Raw genomic sequence first — 17,868 nt, forward strand, 5'->3', positions numbered from 1 at the left:
CGTCCGCCAGCCTCGCCGTTCGTCATCTAGGCGCCCGTGATGGTCAGGGGCGCCGGCAACATGCCTCCATCACAACCTTGATGGAGACCTGCATGACCAAGCGTTCCTGGATGGGCCTGTTCGGTGCCGCCGTGGCCATTGCCACCGCGCTGTGGGTGAGCAACTGCCACGCTGCCCCGACCGAGTTCCGCGACCTGCGCGTCGAGGTTGTTGGCCAGGGCCGGCCGGTGCTGATGATCCCGGGCCTGAACAGCGCCGCCAGCACCTGGACGCAGACCTGCGCCGCCCTGCAGCCCGGCGTGCAATGCCATATCGTGCAGCTGCCCGGCTTTGCCGGCACGCCGGCCGCCGCCACGGACAACTTCCTGGACGGCATGCGCGACCGCCTGCTGGCCTACCTGGACGACCGCAAGCTGGACCAGCCTGTCGTCATCGGCCACAGCCTGGGCGGCGTGCTGGCCCTGCAGATGGCGGCCGAGAAGCCCGGCCGCATCGAGCGCCTCGTCATCGTCGACTCCCTGCCCTTCCTGGCCGGCCTGCGCGGCATGACGCCCGAGGCCGCGCGCGGCATGGCGGCCGGCATGCGCCAGCAGATGCTGGCCGGCAGCCAGGAGCAATGGGAAGCCGGCGTGCGCCAGGGCGCGGGCGGCATGAGCCGCAGCCCGGCGAATGCCGAGCGCATCGTCGCCTGGGGCCTGGCCAGCGACCGGGCGACGACGGCCCAGGCCATGTCGCAACTCTGGGGCGAGGACCTGCGCCCCCTGCTGCCCAGGATCACCGCCCCCACCCTGGTGCTGGGCTCGTGGGCCGCCTACGAGCCCATGGGCTCGACGCTGGACAGCACCCGAAAGATCTTCGAGGCCCAGTACGCCGGCCTGAGCGGCGCCAGGGTGTCCATGAGCCAGCGCGGCTACCACTTCCTCATGTGGGACGATGCCGACTGGCTGGTCGGGGAGGTCAAGGGTTTCCTGGCTGCCGGCAAGTAAACCAGGGGAGCGAGGGGCATGGAAACGCGCAGGCGCATGGTGGTGCAGGCCTCGCTGTGGGGCGGCTATGTGGCCGTCTCGCTGGCGATGGTGGCGAGCTTCCAGCCCCTCAACGCCTCCTTCGTCTTCGTGATGCTCTGCCTCGGTGCCGGCCTGTGGCTGGCCAGCGAGGGCCTGCGCGCCCTGGCCCTGCGCCGGGCCTGGCTGGACCGCTCGCCACCCGCGCTGCTGCTGCGGCTCGCCCTGCTGCCGCCGCTGTTCGCCCTGGCGGTGCAAGCGGCGCTCTTCCTCATCAACTGGGCCGGCGTGTCGCTCGGCCTGCTGCACTTCCCCCCGAACGTGCCGCGCGGCTGGCTGGTGCTGCTCAGCTACACGATGAACACCAGCATCATGCTGTGGCTGTGGCTGGCCGTCTGGGTGGGCCTGCAGATGCTGCAGCGCTGGCGCGTCGGCGAGATCGCCAAATGGCAGGCCGAGACCGCGGCGCGCGAGCTGGAGTTGCAGGTGCTGCGCGCCCAGATCAATCCGCATTTCCTGTTCAACGCGCTGAACAATCTGCGCGCCCTCATCAACGAGGACCCAGCCCGCGCCCGCGAGATGCTGAGCCGCCTGTCCAACACGCTGCGTCACACCCTGCAGCACAGCGCCAAGGAGCGCGTGCCGCTGGCCGACGAACTGGCCGTCGTGCGCGACTACGTGGCGCTGGAGCAGCTGCACCACGAGGAGAGGCTGCGCGTGGACTGGCGCATCGACCCCGCCACGGCCGATGCCAGCGTGCCGCCCATGCTGCTGCAGCTGCTGGTGGAGAACGCCATCAAGCACGGCATCGCGCGCACGGCGGGCGGCGGCGTCGTCGACATCGGCCTGAGGCGCAGCGGTGCGCGGCTGGCGGTGGCCGTCAGCAATCCCGGCCAGTGGGCGCCGGGTGCGTCGGACGGCACGGGCCTGGGCCTGGCGCATCTGCGCGAGCGCCTGGCGCGCGCCGGCGGCGAGGGTGCGGGCTGCCAGATCGCCGCGGCGGATGGCCGCGTGACCATCACCGTGGAGCTGGCCGCATGAGGATCTACATCGTCGAGGACTCGCGCCTGGCCCGCCAGGAGCTGCGCACCCTGCTGGCCGCCATCCCCGATGCCGACATCGTCGGCGAGGCCGCCGAGCTGGCGCCGGCCCGCGACGCCATCGAGACCCTGCAACCCGAGCTGCTGCTGCTGGACGTCGAGCTGCCCGGCGCCACCGGCTTCGACCTGCTGGACCAGCTGGAGCACCTGCCGCTGGTCGTCTTCACGACGGCCTATGACCAGCATGCGCTGGCGGCCTTCGAGCGCAATGCGCTGGACTATCTGCTCAAGCCCATCGACCCGGCGCGGCTGGAGGCGGCCCTGGCCAAGGCACGCGAACGCCTGCGGCCGGCGCCGGCTGCCGGGGCAGCACCAGGGGGCTTCAAGGGCGCCGACGACATGGTCTTCCTGCGCGACGGCGAGCGCTGCTGGTTCGTGCGCCTGGGCGACATCGCCGGCTTCGAGTCCTGCGGCAACTACGCCCAGGCCTGGTTCGACGGCCAGCGCCCGCTGCTGACGCGCACGCTGAGCGCCCTGGAGGAGAGGCTGGACCCCCAGCTCTTCTTCCGCGCCAGCCGCAGCCATCTGATCAATCTGCGCTGGATCCAGGACATCCAGCCCTGGAGCAACGACGGCTACCGCGTCACCCTGCGTGACGGCCACCAGGTCGAGGTGTCACGTCGCCAAGCCAAGCTGTTGCGGGAGAAGCTGGAGCTTTGACCCCGGGGTGGCAGACTTCGGCCATGCCATCCTCCGCCGCGCCCCTGCCGATCCGCCGCATCGCCCTCACGACCGGCGGCGGCGATGCGCCCGGCCTGAACGCGGTGATCTGCGCGGTCACGCGGGCGGCGCAGCGGCGGGGCTGGACTTGCGTGGGCATCCGCGACGGCTACGACGGCCTGCTGCGCCCCGAGCGCTACCGCCCGGGCGACGGCTGCATCGAACTGACGTCTGAGCGCGTCGAAGGCATCGCGGCCCTGGGCGGCACGCTGCTGGGCTCCACCAACAAGGGCGATCCCTTCGCCTATCCGACGGCGCAGGCCGATGGCAGCGCCGCCCTGCTCGATCGCTCGCAGGACCTGCTCGACGCGCTGGCCCGCGAAGGCATCGACGCTCTGGTGGCGGTGGGCGGCGACGGCTCGCTCGCCATCGCCCATCGCCTGGCCCAGCGGGGCCTGCGCGTCGTGGGCGTGCCCAAGACCATAGACAACGACCTCGACGGCACCGTGATGACCTTCGGCTTCGACACCGCCGTGGGGTTTGCCAGCGAATGCATCGACCGCCTGCACACCACGGCGGCCAGCCATCACCGCGTGATCGCCGTGGAGGTCATGGGTCGCTACGCCGGCTGGATCGCGCTGCATGCCGGCCTGGCCGGCGGCGCCCACGCCATCCTGCTGCCCGAGCTGCCCTTCGACTTGGGCGCGGTGGCCGAGCTGATCGCGCGGCGCGAGGCCCAGGGCCTGGCCTATTCCATCGTTGTCGTTGCCGAGGGCGCCTATCCCAGGGACGGTTCGCGCCTGCTGTGCGGGCCTGCCGAAGCCGGCCACGCCGAGCGGCTGGGCGGCATGGGCGAGCAGGTCGCCCAGGCGCTGGCGCGGCTGACGGGCAAGGATGCGCGTTGCGTCGTGCTCGGCCATCTGTTGCGCGGCGGCAGCCCGACGGCCTTCGACCGCGTCGCGGCGCTGCGCTTCGGTGCCGCGGCGGTGCGTGCGCTGGAGGCCGGCCAGAGCGATGTCATGGTGGCCCTGGACGGCAATGACGTCCACCCCGTGCCGCTGGCCGAGGTGGCGGGCCGCATGAAGGCCGTGCCGCTGGACGGCGGCACGCTGGCCACCGCGAGGGACCTGGGCGTCTGCCTCGGCGTGTCGGCTGCCACAGCAGCCTGATGCCGCCGTCGTGCAACTCGTCGCGTGCCGCGCGACGCCTTGGCGCGGGCTGCCTACGCTGCGCCCTTCTTCTTCTCCAACGACGGAAACCGCATGACCCGCATTGCCTCCTACTGCCTCGCCCTGGGCGCCTCCGCCCTGCTCAGCGCCTGCGTGTTCGCGCCGCCCGTCACGACGCCGACCGACACCAACGCCGTCGCCAAGATGAGCGAGCAGGCCCTGGCCACCTGTGGCGCGGGCAATGTGAAGGAAGTGAACGCGAAGAGCTTCACCTGCAAATGAGCAGCAGCTCCTAGGCCTTCAGATACTCGGCCTTCGTCCCCAGCCAGCGCCTCACCTGGGCCGCGGCCGCGGCCGGATGGCGGTCCAGCAGTTCGGGGGCCAGCTTGCGCGCGGCGACGAGCAGGGGCGCGTCCTCCTGCAGGTCGGCGAAACGCAGCAGCTCGGCGCCGCTCTGGCGCGAGCCCATGAACTCGCCCGGCCCGCGGATGTCGAGGTCGCGGCGCGCGATCTCGAAGCCGTCGGTCGTCTCGGCCATGGCCTTCAGGCGCGACTTGCCGGTGTCGGACAGCGGCGGGCTGTAGATCAGCACGCACACGCTGGCCTTGGCCCCGCGTCCGACGCGGCCACGCAGCTGGTGCAGCTGCGCCAGGCCGAAGCGCTCGGCGTGCTCGATGACCATCAGGCTGGCATTGGGCACGTCCACGCCCACCTCGATGACGGTTGTCGCGACCAGCACGCTCATGCGCCCGCTGGAGAACTCGGCCATGACGGCGGCCTTGTCGCCGGGCGACATGCGGCCATGCAGCAGGCCGACCGCAGTGCCGGGCAAGGCCGCGCTCAGTTCGGCATGCGTCTCGGTCGCGTTGCGCAGGTCCACCGCCTCGCTCTCCTCCACCAGCGGGCAGACCCAGTAGACCTGGGCCCCATCGGCCACCGCCATGCGGATCTTGTCGACGACGTCATGCCGCTTGGACTCCGTGAACACCTTGGTCACGATGGGGCTGCGGCCGGGCGGCAGCTCGTCGATGGTGGAGACGTCCAGGTCGGCGAAATAGGTCATCGCCAGCGTGCGCGGGATGGGCGTGGCGCTCATCATCAGCAGATGCGGCTCCAGGTCCATGGCCTTCAACTTGTTCCTCAAGGCCAGCCGCTGCGCGACGCCAAAGCGGTGCTGCTCGTCGATGATGGCCAGGCCCAGCCTGGCGAAGCGCACCTTGTCCTCGATGACGGCATGGGTGCCGACGATGAGCTGGGCCTCGCCCGAGGATGCCGCGTCCAGCATCTTCTGCCTCGCCTTGCCCTTCACGCTGCCGGTGATCCACGCCACCTTCAGGCCCAGCGGCTCCAGCCAGCCGATCAGCTTGCGGAAATGCTGCTCGGCCAGGATCTCGGTGGGCGCCATCAGTGCGCATTGCCAGCCGGCGTCTATGGCGATGGCTGCGGCCAGCGCGGCCACCACCGTCTTGCCCGAGCCTACGTCGCCCTGCAGCAGGCGGTGCGTCGGCTGCGGCCGCGCCAGGTCCTGGGCAATCTCCTCGGATACGCGCTGCTGGGCGCCGGTCAACTGGAAGGGCAGGACCGCCAGCAGCTTTTCGTGCAGGCCGCCCGGCTGGGCGCGCAGCGCCGGGGCGACGAGCAGCGCCCGCTCGCGCTGCGCCTGCAGCTGCGACAACTGCTGGGCCAGCAGTTCCTCGAACTTGAGGCGGTGCCAGGCCAAGTGGTGGTGTTCATGCAGGGCCTCCTGCGAGGCGCTCGGTGGCGGGTGGTGCAGATAGTTGAGCGCGTCCTTCAGGCTCGGCAGTCCCGGCGGGATGATGCCGGCCGGCAGGATCTCGCGCAGGTCGGCCCGCGCCAACCCCGAGGCCACGGCCTTGCGCAGATAGGCCTGGGGCAGTTGGGCCGAGGCCGGATAGACGGGGGTCAGGGCTTGCGCCAGCGGGGTGTCCTCGTCGACGACCTTGACGACCGGGTGCACCATCTCGCGGCCGAAGAAACCGACCCGCGCCTCGCCGCGCACGCGCAGCCGGGTTGCGGCCGACATCTGCTTCTGCTGCGAGGGGTAGAAGTGCAGGAAGCGCAGCAGCAGCGTGCCGGAGTCGTCCTTGACGCGCACCAGCAGCTGGCGGCGGCTGCGCAGCTCCACCTGGCAGTCGACGACGACGCCCTCCACCTGGGCCGGCTCGCCCTCGCGCAGCGCGGCGATGGGCGTCAGCCGCGTCTCGTCCTCGTAGCGCATCGGCAGATGCAGGGCCAGGTCGATGTCGCGCAGCAGGCCGAGCTTTTCCATCGCCTTCTGGGGGGCGGACTTGGGCGGTGGCGGGGGGGCTGGCGCGGTCATCAGGCCGGCATTCTGGCGGCATGGAATAGTTTGCTGCACCCGCGTGTTTACCGTCATGTCCCCCACTTCACGAGTCCTGACATGAACTTCCGTCTCCTGGCCGCCGCCGTGGCCCTCGTCCTCGCGGCCTGCGCCGCCACGCCGCCCGCTCCCGCCACCGTGACCGACGGCGTTCTGGTTGGCGCCAATGGCATGACGCTCTACACCTTCGACAAGGACAGCGCCGGCAGCGGCAAGAGCGTCTGCAACGGCCCCTGCGCCAGCAACTGGCCGCCCCTGGCCGCTGCGGCCGGCGCTGCCGGCAGTGGCGACTGGAGCGTGATCACGCGTGACGACGGCAAGGCCCAGTGGGCCTACAAGGGCAAGCCGCTGTACTTCTGGGCCAAGGACCAGAAGCCGGGCGACCGCACGGGCGACGGCTTCAACAAGGTCTGGCAGCTGGCCAAGCCCTGACGCTGGATGCCCGCCGTGGCCGTCGAGCAGCTGCTCGCCCACATCCCGGCCCTGCGCCGGTATGCCCGGCTGCTGACCGGCGACGCCACGCGGGCCGACGACCTGGTGCAGGACACCCTGGAGCGCGCCTGCCGCAAATGGCGGCTGTGGCGCCCTGGCACGGCGCTGCGGCCCTGGCTGCTGTCCATCATGCACAACCTGCACGTCAACCAGTTGCGCGACTGGCATCTCGATGACGGCCATGCGCTGCTGGACGACCTGCCGGAGCGGGCCGACCCCGCCGCCCCGGCCGGCGAGCGTCTGGACCTGGAGCGCGCTCTGGCCGCGCTGCCGCCGGGCCAGCGTGCGGTGATGCTGCTGGTGGTCGTCGAGGAGTACACCTATGCCGAAGCCGCCGACATCCTGGACGTGCCCGTGGGCACCGTCATGTCGCGCCTGCACCGCGGGCGCGAGGCCCTGCGGGTGGCCCTCGCGCCGGCTGCGCCGGTCGCCAGCGCCCAGATCGTGAACCTCGCGCGGATGAAGCGATGAGCCACCCTTCCCACCCCGACGATGCCTCGCTGCCGGCGAGCGAGGCCCGGCTGCACGCCTTCGTCGACGGGCAGCTGCCGCCCGAGCAGCGCGAGGCCGTGCGCCAGCAGCTGCGCACCGACCCCGAGGCCGCCGCCCGCGTGGCGGAGTGGCAGTTCCAGCGCCAGGCCCTGCGCGGCCTGGCCCGCGACTGGCCGATGGACGAGACCCCGCCCGATCTCAGCGGCATCGTGCTGCGCGCTGCCGCCGGCCGCCGCTGGCGCACCTACCTGCCCCAGGCGCTGGCTGCGGGCCTGCTGCTCACGCTGGGTATCTCCGGCGGCTACCAGTGGGGCCGGCATGAGGCGGGCGCGCCGGCGTGGCCGGCCGCGCCCATCGCGAGCCGCGCCGCCGGCGTGCCCGAGTTCGCCCGCGAAGCCGGCGTGGCCTTCGCCGTCTACAGCACCGAGAAGCGTCACCCGGTGGAGGTCTCGGCCGCCGAGCAGGCCCATCTGGTGCAGTGGCTGAGCAAGCGCCTCGGCCGGCCGCTCAAGGTGCCGGTCTTGACCGACCGCGGTTACGCCCTGCTCGGTGGCCGCCTGCTGCCTGGCGATGCCAGCCAGCCGGGCAGCCCGCGGGCGCAGTTCATGTACGAGAACGCCGATGGCGACCGCCTGACCCTTTATGTGGCCGTCTTCGACGCCGGTGCCACCCCTGCGGGCGCCGAGTTCCGCCTGCTGCAGCAGGACGGGCGCACCACGCTGTACTGGGCAGACGGCGAGTTCGGCTACGCGCTCAGCGCCCATCCGGCGACCGAGCTGCAGCCACTGGCGCAACGCGTGCATCAGCAGCTCGCCGGCTAGGCCGCGAGATGGAACTGGCCGTCGCGCTTGATCGCGTCTCGCGCCGCCTGCGTGGCATGGGAATGGCAGGCCCCCTCATCTGAGCGGAGCCTCCAGCCACGCCCTGGTTTTGCTTCACAATCCGGCCCCACAAAAACGGCCCATAGATGGGCAGGGAGGTTCTGCGATGCAGAAGTTGACGCTGCGCGTGCGCGCTTTGGGAACGGGAATGCTGGCCGCGGCCGTGCTGACGGCTTGTGGCGGCGGTGGCGGCGACAGCACGCCCCCTCCGGCACCCGCCCCGACGGTCATTCCGGAAAACCTCGCCATCACCGTGCCGGCCACGTCCGAGTCGGCCACCGCGGTGGCCTTCGGCAACTCCGCCGGCGCTCTCACCGGGCTCAAGTACCAGTGGGACTTCGGCGACGGCAGCACCAGCACGGACGCAGCTCCCAGCCACAGCTTCGCCAGCGGTGGCGAATTCGAGGTGGTGCTCAAGGTCACCAACGAGGCAGGCAGCAGCCGCGAAACGCGCACCAAGGTCTCGATCACCAACATCGCCAACGTGCGCGGGCTGGAGTGCACCGGCGCTGCCAGCACCGGCTGGTGCTGGCAGAACCCCCGCCCGACGGGCAATCACGTCAACACGGTCTACTTCCTGAACGCCACGACCGGCTGGCGCGGTGGCGAGAGCGGTGAAATCTTCAAGACGACCGATGGCGGCAAGACCTGGGTTCGCCAGAGCACGGGCATCGACGCTCCCATCTACGGCATCAAGTTCTTCGATGCCCAGACGGGCTGGGCCACGGGGGCCTTCGGCGCGCTGCTGCGCACGACGGACGGCGGCAGCACCTGGTCGGTGTCCAAGTTTGGCGAAGCGCCCTACTACCTGAGCAGCACCGACCTGGCCGCCATCACCGCCGTCGATGCCAAGACGGTCTATATCGGCCGAACCGGCATCGGCAACGGGGGCACCGGTCTGTTCTTCACCAGCAAGGACGGCGGCCTGACCTGGAAGACCATCAGCTCGACGCCGTTCCAGATCACCGCCAGCGGCAAGTTCTGGCTCATCCAGAACAACAGCGTCCGCGTGTCGACGGACGGTGGCCAGACCTACACCAGCTCACTCGATCTCAAGCTCCCGCCGACGTCTTCCTACTTCGAGGCTGCCACCATGCTGGCGCAGGACGACCAGCATCTCGTGGCCTACACGCGGACGTCCAGCTACGACTACACGACGTACCGCTACGTCTATGCCGAGACCGTGTACACGACGGTCGATGGTGGCGCGAACTGGTCCACGGTGAACCTGCCGAGCGGGACGGCGGTGGGCATCCAGCGCCTGTATCAGGTCTCGGCTGACGCCAAGACGCTGGTGGCGAGTGGCAACAGCGGCATGATCCGCAGCACCGACGGCGGCATGACCTGGACGCCGCTGGCCGGACCCCCGGCCGAGCCCTACTACTACTCCTTCTCCTACATTTCGATCGGCGGCAGCGACATCATCGCCAACAACTACTCGACCATGTGGTTGAGCCGTGATGCGGGCCAGACCTGGGCCAAGATCAGCACGCCGGGTGGCGTGAACTCCTTTTCCTTCTCGAGCGACAGCTTCCGGCGCGTCGACGCCAGCAGCCTGCTCGCCTCGGACGGCCAGGGCGCGATGCACCTGAGCAAGGACAACGGCCAGACCTGGACCCAGGTCTATGCCGCGGTCGACAGCGGTTCGCCCTACTACTATGGCCAGTCGGCCGTGGTCGGCTTCGCCGATGCCAAGAACGGCTTCATGACCGACGCTGCCAACAAGTCCTACGCGACCAAGGACGGCGGCATCACCTGGGAGCTCAAGAGCGTCGGCTTCAACGGCGCGCGCTCCATCCAGTTCGTCAACAAGCAGACGGGCTGGCTCGTCGGTGGCGATGGCCGCCTCTACAAGTCGACCGACCTCGGCCAGAGCTGGACGAACGTGGCGCTGGCATCCGGGGTGAGCCTGACCGCCGCCAACTTCCAGACCGAACTGCTGGGCTGGTCGCAGCGCTATTCGGGGGCCCAGTTCGCCTACACGCGGGACGGTGGCAAGACCTGGACCGAGATGAGCCTGCCCAATGGCGTGGTGACCATGCGCATGGGTGATCAGGCCTGGGTGGCGATTGGCGCCGCGGGTGCCGTTCATGTCTCCACGGACTCGGGCGCGACCTGGAATGCGGCTTACACCGGCACCGCCGCCACCCTCAATTCGCTGGCCTTCTCGGACGCCAAGACGGTGTGGGTCGTGGGTTCCGAAGGCACGCTGCTCAAGTCCGAGGATGCGGGCGGCAAGTGGACGCTGGTCAGGCTGCCGAGCAGCAATGGCACCTTGCGCAGCGTCCGCTTTGCCAATGCCAAGGTCGGCTGGATCGTGGGCGACGGCGGCCTGATCCTGGCCACGCAGGACGGCGGCAAGACCTGGCGTCAACAGCCCAGCGGCACCAGCCTGGGGCTGACTTCCGTCCAGGCGATCGACGCCAACACGGCCTGGATCACGGGCGTCAACGGCTTGCTGCTGGCCACCGGCAGCGGCGGCAACTGACGCCGCCGGCAGCGCTGCTTCAGCGGAAGTAGCGCTGCCTCAGCCGCTCGTAGCGGCCGTCGCGCTTCATCGCGTCCAGCGCGGCCTGCAGGCGTTTGACCAGCGCCGGATCGGCCTCGGGGCGCAGGCCGTACCAGTAGGAGCGCGCCACGTCCAGCTCCATGACGGGCTGCAGGGCGGCGTAGTCCAGGTTGTGCTGGCGCATGGCCCAGGCGGCGGCCCAGTCCAGCAGCACGACGAACTCCATGCGGCTGGCCAGCAGCTTGCGCACATTGGTGGCGTCGTCCAGGCCATGCTCGAGCTCGACGCCGGGCCTCAGCCCGGCCGCCTGCAGCAGGCGGTCGGCCGCCGAATCCCGCACCACGCCGATGCGGCGTTCGCCCAATTCGCTGAGCTGCGGCAGGCTGAGCTCGGTGCGCTTGGCCAGGCGGTAGATCAGCACGCGGCGCGGTGCGATCGGCCCCACCCACTGGAACTGGGCCTCGCGTTCGGGCGTGCGGGTCAACGAGAACAGCACGCTGAGGGGGCTGGTCTCCGCCACCTGCATGGCCCGCTGCCAGGGCAGCACCTGCAACTCCAGGCGCAGGCTGGCACCGGCGGCCATCCGCTTCAGCAGCTCGACGCTGAAACCCTGTGGACGGCCCGCGTCCAGATAGTTCAGCGGTGCCAGGTTCTCGGTGATGCCCAGGAGCGCCGCCTCGTCGGCCGCAGCGGCGGCGAATCGCGCAGCGAGGAGGGCAGGCAGGGCAAGGCAGGAACGGCGTTTCACGACGGCAGGGCGAGGGCCGCGCGAGTCTAGGGCGCCCGCATAACAATCCTTTGCAACCGGAGCAGGTGAGTGTGCGATTTCCCGCGCGCGCCGCGCCGGCGCCGGGCTCAGCTCGGCGTGGGCACGCCGGCCATGCGGTCGTGGGCGATGAAGAACTGGCGTGCCATCGCCAGCATCTGGCCCTGGCTCAACTCGGCCGCGGGCCGGTAGTCGGCGATGTGCGGGGCCAGCTGGGGGCGATGGGCCTCCACATAGTGGCGGAACTGGCCGATCACCACGTGGGATCCGGTCACGAGCACCTCGGGCGTGTCCTTCACAGCCTGGCAGATGGCCTCGAACAGCGCATGCTCGGTGCGTTCGTCATGGCCGTGGGCGCGCCGGTCATGGGGTTCGATGCGGGCCGCATGGACCTGGTGGGCATCGAAATGCAGCACCTGGGCGTGGTGGTGGTCGAGGTGGACGACGGCGTGGAACATGGAGAACTCCTGGTGATGTCAGTGAGGGGCCTCGGCCGCGGTCTGGCACTCGACGCAGCGCAGGGCCTGGGGCTGGCTTTGCAGCCGGTCGAAGGGGATGACGGCGGCGCAGTCGACGCAGCGGCCGTAGCCGGGCGTCTTCAGCCGCATCAGCGCGTCGTCGATGGCCTGCAGTTCCGCCAGCAGGTGGTCTTCGCGGGCCTGGTCGAGCTCGCGGTCGGACTCGTGTTCCTGCGGGTCGTCCTCGAGCAAGGCCGCGGCGTGGGCCAGGCGGTCGCTGCCGCCGCGTTGAGCCTGCAGGGCGGCCTGGGCGCGCTGCTGCGCCAGCTTCAGCGTGCTCTCCAGCAGCGCATGTTGTCCGGGTGTCAGGGCAGTGCTCATGAAACCTCCTTGGGCGCCCATGCTGGCACCGTGCGCCGCGCGCGGCCTTGAGCTGCATCAAACCGGGGCGATGGGAGAATCCCCTCCCCTTTGGCACGGGTCTGTCCGGCCCTCCAACGCGCTCATGAGCTCCTCCCCCGCCGCGGCCTACACGGTCGCCGATTTCGATTTCGACCTCCCCCCCGAGCTGATCGCCCAGCACCCGGCCGCCGAGCGCAGCGCCTCACGGCTGCTGGACGCGACCGGCGCCGACCTCGTAGACCGCGTGTTCCGTGAGTTGCCGGACCTGCTGGACCCGGGCGACCTGCTGATCTTCAACAACACCCAGGTCATCAAGGCGCGCCTGTTTGGCGTCAAGGCGACGGGTGGTTCGGTGGAGGCGCTGGTGGAGCGCGTGCTGCCCGGCACCCGGGAGGTCTGGATGCATCTGCGTGCCAGCAAGGCGCCGAAGCCGGGCAGCCGGGTGCGCTTTGCCGACGCCTTCGACGCCGAGGTGCTGGGCCGCTGCGGGCCGGACAACGGCCTCTTCCATCTGCGCTTTGCCGGCGATCCCTTCGCGCTGCTGGAGGCCCACGGCCATGTGCCGCTGCCGCCCTATATCGCCCACGCCGACGGCGAAGACGATGTGCGTCGCTACCAGACGGTGTTCGCCAAGGAGCCGGGCGCCGTCGCCGCGCCGACCGCGGCCCTGCATTTCGACGCGGCCCTGCTGGCCCGGCTGACCGAAGGGGGTGTGCAACAGGCCCATGTGACCTTGCACGTGGGCGCGGGCACCTTCCAGCCGGTGCGCGTCGAGCAGCTGGCCGACCACAAGATGCACAGCGAATGGTTCGAAGTGCCGCAGTCGACCGTGGACGCCGTGGCCGCCTGCCATGCACGTGGCGGCCGGGTCGTCGCCGTCGGCACGACGACGCTGCGCGCCCTCGAATCGGCCGCTCGCGGCGGGCAGCTGCTGGCGGGCTCGCGCGAGACCGACATCTTCATCACGCCGGGCTTCAACTTCCGCGTCGTCGACCGCCTCGTCACCAACTTCCATCTGCCCAAGAGCACGCTGATGATGCTGGTCAGCGCCTTCGCGGGTTACGGGCACATCCGGTCGGTCTACGCGCATGCGATTGCGCAGCGCTACCGCTTCTTCAGCTACGGCGACGCGATGCTGCTTTCGCGCGCCCAGGCCACCCGGCCCTGAGCCGCTTCATCGACGGCGGCCGTGAAGGCGGCGCGTGCCGTCACCGGCAGCGCGAAGCGCATGCTGACGCGGGTCTCGTGCCTCACGTCGACCAGTTGGGCACCATGCTGCTCGGCCAGGCGGCGCAGCCGCCCTTCCAGCTCATAGGGCAGCTCGCAGCCCAGTTCCACCTGGGCGACGCGTTCGATCTTTTCGGCCGTCAGCAGGGCCTGGGCGATGCAGTCGGTATAGGCCCGCACCAGGCCGCCGGCGCCCAGCTTGACGCCGCCCCAGTAGCGCACCGCGGTGGCCAGCACGCCGTCCAGGCCCTGGTGCCGCAGCACGTCCAGCATGGGTCGCCCGGCGGTGCCACCGGGTTCACCGTCGTCGTTGGCGGCCGAATGCCCGCCGGCCAGCAGGGCCCAGCAGACATGCGCAGCGCCGGGATGGGCGGCGCGCAGTTCGGCCACGCGGGCCAAGGCCGCTGCGCGATCGGCGCAGGGCTCGACACGGCCGAGGAAGCGGCTTTTCTTGACGATGACTTCGTGCTCGGCCGGGGCGGCCAGGGTCAGGGGCATGACGGGATTGTCCCCGCGCCTCGGCGGTCACATGAATTCTGCGGGCCGAGCGCCGGGCCGCTCCCTAGCCGGCCCGCGTGGGGCGATGTGATTGCCGGTCGAACCGGCAAGCATCGCCGTCCCATCGGGGGCTGAGGCCGGACACATAGTGCCCGGTGGGCAGGATGTGCCTGCCGAAGCACTGCGGGCACTGGTCGCAGTGCGGTCCCGGCCAAGGTACTCCTTGGACGAGGGGTTCACTCAATCGCCGCCGCCTTGGCGCCCTTCTCGCCCAGATGGCGCTTCAGGATCTCGTGAACCGTGCCGTCGGCGAGCATGGACTGCAGCGCGCGCCGCAGGCGCAGGCGGTCGGCCTCCGGCATGCTGTGCACCATGGCCAGGGCCACGGCATTGCGCTCGTTGGGTGTGACGTCCACCGGCACGAGTTCGTCCGGGTCGTCGAAGGCGGACTGCGCGATGCCCCAGCCGCTGGGCAGGGCCAGCAGGGCGTCCGCGCGGCCGGCCTTCAGCATGCGGGCGGCGGTCTTGAAGTCGCCGGCCTCGACCAGGCGGCCCTGGCCGCGCATGCGCGCGACCCAGGCGTCGATGGTGGGTCCGTGGGCATAGCCGCGCACGTCGAGCAGCTTCAGGCGGGGGTCGGCTTCGAAGGCGGCGATGCTGTTGATGCGCGCTGCCAGCTCGCGGCGCATCAGCACCTGGTAGCGGCCCTGGGCATAGGGCACCATCTCGGCGATCTCGCGGCGCTCGGGACTCATCAGCGCCGACAACGTCATCTGCACGCCGCCGCGCCGCATCTGGTCCCAGATGCGGATGCGCGATTCGACCACCGTGCGCAGTTCGCAGCCGGAGCGGCGCGACAACTCTTCGAACATTTCCTTGTCGATGCCGGCCGGTCCCGTCTTGGGATCCTCGTAATAGAAGCGGGCATAGGGGTAGAGCGCGGCCGTGTAGGGGCCGCAGGCCTGGGCGGCCAGGCCCGTTGCGGCGAGCATCAACCCTGAGAGCAGGGTGGGGATCGACGCCGGGTTCATGGCAGGGTGGTGCGGTGTTGCCTGCAGACTAAGACGCCCTGGTCGGCGTGGCATTGAGGGCTACCCTGATGGCCCGGGCCTAGCCGGCTGGCAGGCCGTAGGCCTGCTTGATGCGCTCGACGGCCCCGCTGCGGCGCAACTGGTCGAGGGCCCGCTGCAGGGCTTCGGCCGGCGCGGCGTCGCCGTCCAGGTGCAGGCCAAAGCTGTAGTCCACGCTGGCATCCAGAACGGCCACTTCGCGGATGCGGTCCGGCGCCTCCTTCACCTGCTGCAGCTGCCAGTAGATGTTGAGGTCGCCGATCACCAGCAGGTCCATGCGCCCGGCCAGCAGCTTGCGCACGCTGGCCTCGTAGCTGGGCGAGACCTCCAGCTCCTTGTCCGGCTTCAGGCCCTCGGCCAGCAGTTGCTCCAGCGTGGCCGTGCCGGCCGTGGCGCCCACACGCAAGCCGTCGAGCTGGTGCAGGCCGCGGTAACGGATGTCCGTGCGTTGGCGCAGGCTGTAGATACCCACGCGGCGTGGCAGGATGGGGCCGACCCAGCGGTAGCGGTTCTCGCGCTCGGGCAGCCGGGCCAGCGGGAAGAGCAGGCTGCCGGGAGTATCGACAAAGGACTTTTCTGCCCGCAGCCGGGGCTGCAGGGCCAGGTTCAGCTCCAGCCCGGCCGTCTCTGCCATGCGGCGCAGCAGTTCGACGGCAAGGCCGCTCACCTGACCGTCCTGCTCGAAGCTCAGGGGCGGCAGGGCGTGGCAGAAGGCCGGCAAGGGAGCACGGGCCGCCGCTGCAGGCAGGGGCAGGCTCGCGGCAAGCGTGAGCAGGGGGCGACGGCGCAGCATCGCGGGCCAGTGTAGGCGCGAGCCTCCCCGCTGCGACAATCACAGCCCCATGCTGAAGTTCGACCTCCTCAAGACCGAAGGCCGCGCCCGCCGCGGCACGCTCACGCTCAACCACGGTGTCGTGCAGACACCCATCTTCATGCCCGTGGGCACCTATGGCACGGTCAAGGGCGTCACGCCGCGCTCGCTGCAGGAGATGGGCGCCCAGATCATCCTGGGCAACACCTTCCACCTGTGGATGCGGCCGGGCCTGGACGTCGTCAAGCAGTTCGGCGGCCTGCACCGCTTCGAGAGCTGGAACAAGCCCATCCTGACCGACTCCGGCGGCTTTCAGGTCTGGAGCCTGGGCGCGATGCGCAAGATCAGCGAGGAAGGCGTCAAGTTCGCGTCGCCCGTCAACGGCGACAAGCTGCTGCTGACGCCCGAGGTCAGCATGCAGATCCAGACCATCCTCAACTCCGACATCGTCATGCAGTTCGACGAATGCACGCCCTACGAAAGCAAGGGCGTGCTGACGACGGAGCGCGAGGCGAAGACCTCCATGGAGCTGAGCCTGCGCTGGGCCAAGCGCTGCATCACCGAATTCAACCGGCTGGAGAACCCGAACGCCCTGTTCGGCATTGTGCAGGGTGGCATGTACACGAATCTGCGCGACGCGTCGCTGGCCGGTCTGGCCGAACTGGACCTGCCCGGCTATGCCATCGGCGGCCTGTCGGTGGGCGAGCCCAAGGCCGAGATGCAGCGCATCCTGGAGCACACCGGCCACCAGCTGCCCGCGAACAAGCCGCGCTATCTGATGGGCGTGGGCACGCCGGAAGACCTCGTCGAAGGCGTGTCCCAGGGCATCGACATGTTCGACTGCGTGATGCCCACCCGCAATGCGCGCAACGGCCATCTGTTCACGCGCTTTGGCGACCTGCGCCTGCGCAATGCCCGCTACAAGGGCGACGAGAAGCCGGTCGACGAGACCTGCACGTGCGAATGCTGCATCGGCTTCAGCCGCGCCTATCTGCACCATCTGGACCGCTGCGGCGAGATGCTCGGCCCCATGCTGACCAGCGTGCACAACCTGCACTACTACCTCAACCTGATGCAGGAGATGCGCGACGCGCTGGACGCCGGCCGCTTCGAGGCCTGGCGGGCCCAGTTCCACGCCGACCGGGCGCGCGGGGTGTGAGACGGCCCCTGGCCCAATCTCGCACCGCTGAACGCGGGCGGGCCTGGTCGATCCCCCGAGGGGATGGCGATGCTCGCGGCATCGAGCCGCGAGCACATCGCCCAAGCGGGCCGGCTCGGGAGCGGCCCAGCGCTCGGCCCGGAATACCCGGTTTCATCGGCGCGGGTGCCGCTGATGCGGCATGGGCGGCTGATTTGAATAAACGTTCGGCGGCCCCAAGATAGCGGCATGCTGAAAGCCCTGCTCGCCCCGCTGCGCTGGATCTTCCGGGTCACGCTGGCCATCCTCATCCTCTTCGAGGAATGGGGCTGGGAGCCGCTGCGGCGCGTCTTCGCACTGATCGCGAAGCTGCCGGTCATCCGCCAGATCGAGGCCCTGCTCAAGCGCCTGCCGCCGCGCTGGGCCTTCGTCGTGCTGGTGCTGCCCAGCCTGCTCATCTTGCCCATCAAGCTGGCTGCCGTGTGGCTGGTGGCCGAGGGCCATGCCTTGCTGGGTGTGGGTGTCATCGTCGCGGCCAAACTGTTCGGCACGGCCTTGCTGGCCTGGCTGTTCCAGCTCATCCAGCCGGCACTGATGCAGCTGCCCTGGTTCGCCCGCCTCTACGCCCGCTGGACGCGCTGGAAGGCCGACCTGCTCGCCTGGGTACGCGCCAGCGCCGTGTGGCGCACGGCGCGTGCGATCAAGCTGCGGGTGAGGCGGCTGTTCAGGCGCGGATCCCGCGTCCAAGGCTGACGGCGCGCTTTCGTTCGTGAATAGTGCCGCTCGACGGTGGCGTTTGCGACTTTAGCCTTTCGATCCTTTGATTTGA

19 protein-coding genes are annotated in these 17,868 nt (G+C 70.1%); 12 read left to right on the forward strand and 7 right to left on the reverse strand.

Annotated elements, in window-relative coordinates:
• Positions 1-92 precede the first annotated feature (92 nt).
• The 5 genes from J2X20_RS18570 to J2X20_RS18590 all read left to right on the forward strand — a co-directional run bounded on the left by J2X20_RS18570 (position 93) and on the right by J2X20_RS18590 (position 4,215).
• Entirely contained in the window at positions 93-986 is an 894-nt protein-coding gene (locus J2X20_RS18570) for an alpha/beta fold hydrolase (RefSeq protein ID WP_310267564.1), read from the forward strand.
• 18 nt (positions 987-1,004) lie between these two features.
• Positions 1,005-2,045, forward strand: a complete 1,041-nt coding sequence (locus J2X20_RS18575; protein WP_310267568.1) for a sensor histidine kinase — start codon at positions 1,005-1,007, stop codon at positions 2,043-2,045.
• Positions 2,042-2,764 (forward strand): LytR/AlgR family response regulator transcription factor, encoded by a 723-nt coding sequence (locus J2X20_RS18580; RefSeq protein ID WP_310267571.1) that lies wholly within the window; start codon positions 2,042-2,044, stop codon positions 2,762-2,764. The genes J2X20_RS18575 and J2X20_RS18580 overlap by 4 nt, the downstream gene beginning before the upstream one ends.
• Positions 2,765-2,787: 23 nt before the next feature.
• On the forward strand, positions 2,788-3,933 hold the full coding sequence (locus tag J2X20_RS18585) for a 6-phosphofructokinase (RefSeq protein WP_310267574.1): 1,146 nt from the start codon (positions 2,788-2,790) through the stop codon (positions 3,931-3,933).
• A gap of 93 nt (positions 3,934-4,026) precedes the next feature.
• The gene (locus J2X20_RS18590; protein ID WP_310267577.1) at positions 4,027-4,215 is read left to right on the forward strand and encodes a hypothetical protein; all 189 of its coding nucleotides are present in this window, start codon (positions 4,027-4,029) and stop codon (positions 4,213-4,215) included.
• Positions 4,216-4,225: 10 nt separating this feature from the next.
• Here J2X20_RS18590 and recG read toward each other — a convergent pair whose 3' ends face one another.
• Positions 4,226-6,274: an ATP-dependent DNA helicase RecG gene (recG, locus tag J2X20_RS18595; protein WP_310267580.1), complete on the reverse strand. Its 2,049-nt coding sequence runs from the start codon at positions 6,272-6,274 to the stop codon at positions 4,226-4,228.
• 81 nt (positions 6,275-6,355) lie between these two features.
• Here recG and J2X20_RS18600 point away from each other — a divergent pair, with 81 nt between their 5' ends.
• From J2X20_RS18600 to J2X20_RS18615, 4 genes are all read left to right on the forward strand, one after another.
• Positions 6,356-6,727 carry a COG4315 family predicted lipoprotein gene (locus tag J2X20_RS18600; RefSeq protein ID WP_310267583.1) on the forward strand — a complete coding sequence of 124 codons (372 nt, stop codon included), beginning with the start codon at positions 6,356-6,358 and terminating at the stop codon, positions 6,725-6,727.
• Positions 6,728-6,733: 6 nt separating this feature from the next.
• Positions 6,734-7,258, forward strand: coding sequence for an RNA polymerase sigma factor (locus J2X20_RS18605; RefSeq protein WP_310267585.1), 525 nt, complete (start codon positions 6,734-6,736; stop codon positions 7,256-7,258).
• Positions 7,255-8,100 carry an anti-sigma factor family protein gene (locus J2X20_RS18610; protein ID WP_310267588.1) on the forward strand — a complete coding sequence of 282 codons (846 nt, stop codon included), beginning with the start codon at positions 7,255-7,257 and terminating at the stop codon, positions 8,098-8,100. Before J2X20_RS18605 ends, J2X20_RS18610 begins: the two co-directional genes overlap by 4 nt.
• Positions 8,101-8,266: 166 nt before the next feature.
• Positions 8,267-10,648, forward strand: coding sequence for a YCF48-related protein (locus tag J2X20_RS18615; protein WP_310267592.1), 2,382 nt, complete (start codon positions 8,267-8,269; stop codon positions 10,646-10,648).
• A 19-nt stretch (positions 10,649-10,667) separates the two neighbouring features.
• Here the strand turns inward: J2X20_RS18615 and J2X20_RS18620 are convergent, their stop codons facing one another.
• The 3 genes from J2X20_RS18620 to J2X20_RS18630 all read right to left on the reverse strand — a co-directional run bounded on the left by J2X20_RS18620 (position 10,668) and on the right by J2X20_RS18630 (position 12,274).
• The gene (locus J2X20_RS18620) at positions 10,668-11,417 is read right to left on the reverse strand and encodes a substrate-binding periplasmic protein (RefSeq protein WP_310267595.1); all 750 of its coding nucleotides are present in this window, start codon (positions 11,415-11,417) and stop codon (positions 10,668-10,670) included.
• A 107-nt stretch (positions 11,418-11,524) separates the two neighbouring features.
• The gene (locus tag J2X20_RS18625) at positions 11,525-11,893 is read right to left on the reverse strand and encodes a hypothetical protein (RefSeq protein ID WP_310267598.1); all 369 of its coding nucleotides are present in this window, start codon (positions 11,891-11,893) and stop codon (positions 11,525-11,527) included.
• 18 nt (positions 11,894-11,911) lie between these two features.
• Entirely contained in the window at positions 11,912-12,274 is a 363-nt protein-coding gene (locus J2X20_RS18630) for a TraR/DksA family transcriptional regulator (RefSeq protein ID WP_310267601.1), read from the reverse strand.
• A 124-nt stretch (positions 12,275-12,398) separates the two neighbouring features.
• Here J2X20_RS18630 and queA point away from each other — a divergent pair, with 124 nt between their 5' ends.
• Complete coding sequence (gene queA / locus J2X20_RS18635) at positions 12,399-13,463, forward strand: tRNA preQ1(34) S-adenosylmethionine ribosyltransferase-isomerase QueA (protein WP_310267603.1); 1,065 nt, start codon at positions 12,399-12,401, stop codon at positions 13,461-13,463.
• On the opposite strand, the gene J2X20_RS18640 is transcribed toward queA, so the two are convergent.
• From J2X20_RS18640 to J2X20_RS18650, 3 genes are all read right to left on the reverse strand, one after another.
• Positions 13,415-14,020, reverse strand: coding sequence for an IMPACT family protein (locus J2X20_RS18640; protein WP_310267606.1), 606 nt, complete (start codon positions 14,018-14,020; stop codon positions 13,415-13,417). The genes queA and J2X20_RS18640 overlap by 49 nt on opposite strands.
• A 236-nt stretch (positions 14,021-14,256) precedes the next feature.
• The gene (locus J2X20_RS18645; protein ID WP_310267609.1) at positions 14,257-15,051 is read right to left on the reverse strand and encodes a substrate-binding periplasmic protein; all 795 of its coding nucleotides are present in this window, start codon (positions 15,049-15,051) and stop codon (positions 14,257-14,259) included.
• Between the two features lie 79 nt (positions 15,052-15,130).
• Positions 15,131-15,883, reverse strand: coding sequence for a substrate-binding periplasmic protein (locus J2X20_RS18650; protein ID WP_310267612.1), 753 nt, complete (start codon positions 15,881-15,883; stop codon positions 15,131-15,133).
• A gap of 49 nt (positions 15,884-15,932) precedes the next feature.
• On the opposite strand from J2X20_RS18650, the gene tgt reads away from it, so the two are divergent.
• Both tgt and J2X20_RS18660 read left to right on the forward strand, forming a co-directional pair.
• The gene (gene tgt, locus J2X20_RS18655; RefSeq protein WP_310267615.1) at positions 15,933-17,060 is read left to right on the forward strand and encodes a tRNA guanosine(34) transglycosylase Tgt; all 1,128 of its coding nucleotides are present in this window, start codon (positions 15,933-15,935) and stop codon (positions 17,058-17,060) included.
• A 228-nt stretch (positions 17,061-17,288) separates the two neighbouring features.
• On the forward strand, positions 17,289-17,792 hold the full coding sequence (locus tag J2X20_RS18660) for a hypothetical protein (RefSeq protein WP_310267618.1): 504 nt from the start codon (positions 17,289-17,291) through the stop codon (positions 17,790-17,792).
• Positions 17,793-17,868 lie beyond the last annotated feature (76 nt).

Source organism: Roseateles saccharophilus, assembly GCF_031458095.1.
Taxonomy (GTDB): Bacteria; Pseudomonadota; Gammaproteobacteria; order Burkholderiales; family Burkholderiaceae_C; genus Pelomonas; species Pelomonas saccharophila_A.